A 923-nucleotide genomic window follows, 5' to 3' on the forward strand; every position below is an offset into this window, starting at 1 on the left:
CTCAGCCAGTTGCCGTCCGCTCCGCCGTCGATGCCGTTGAGCAGATAGAGGGTGGGTGCCGGAGCCGATTCGCCGGCGGCCGGAAGGACGCGCACGGTCACGTTGTTCGCCATCGCGGCGGAAAAGACGGTCAACTCGACCAGTCCTCCCGGCTGCGGCGTCGCACTCGCGATATGCGATCCATCCGCGGCGGCGCCGACCGGTGCCGGGCGTTCCGGCGCGGCCGGGCCCGCGCTCACCGAACCGGCCGTGCCGGTCGCGAAGGCGAACGCGGCGACGCTCAGTACAGCGGCCAAGCGTGCGGTCCGCGCCGCACCGCGACGGTGCGACGGTGGGGCAGCAGAATCCACTCACGGCCTTCCGGGCGGGCGAGACGAGAACGCCGCCCAGGTTAGGACGCGAATATCGGTGCGGGCAAGCGGTATCGAACTCGATTGGGGCCGGTGGCCAGTTCGCTCGGCATCTTGCTGGGAACAGCCACAAGGTTGTGGGTGTTCGCGTTCGCGGGCGGGCCGGATGCGGTTGACTGGATGTCGATGCTCAGCGTCGGTCGCTCGTCGGGCAGCCGGGGGGCGCCGGCCGAGACGCGGCCTCGAGATCGGAGGTGCGATGTCGCTCACCCATCCTCGGAAGCGAATCCTGCTGACGGCCGCCGTGATCGCGGCGTTGACCACGGGATCGAGCAGTGCGGCGACGGCCGATTCCCTGCCTGATCCCGCCTCCGTGTCCGCCCCCGACGGCTCCCGGGTCCACGACATCCGCGCCGAGTCCGACCGTGTTCTCGACGTCGGCGTGTTCTCCGCGGCGATGAACAGCGTGGCCCGGGTGCGCGTGCTGCGCGCGGCCGACCCGGCTCGGCCCGCGCCGACGTTCTATCTGCTCAACGGCGCCAACGGTGGAATCAGCGACGGGAGCTGGACCGA

The 923-nt window shown here is 70.9% G+C and carries 2 pseudogenes; one reads left to right on the forward strand and one right to left on the reverse strand.

What is annotated here, in order from left to right:
• Nucleotides 1–296 (reverse strand): annotated as a pseudogene (locus ON27_RS29335) (esterase family protein); the annotation flags it as partial.
• 313 nt (nucleotides 297–609) lie between these two features.
• Between ON27_RS29335 and ON27_RS29340 the strand changes: the two are divergent.
• Nucleotides 610–923, forward strand: a pseudogene (locus ON27_RS29340) (esterase family protein); the annotation flags it as partial.

The sequence above is a fragment of the Nocardia asiatica NBRC 100129 genome (genome assembly GCF_000308415.1).
GTDB classification, from domain to species: domain Bacteria; phylum Actinomycetota; class Actinomycetes; order Mycobacteriales; family Mycobacteriaceae; genus Nocardia; species Nocardia asiatica.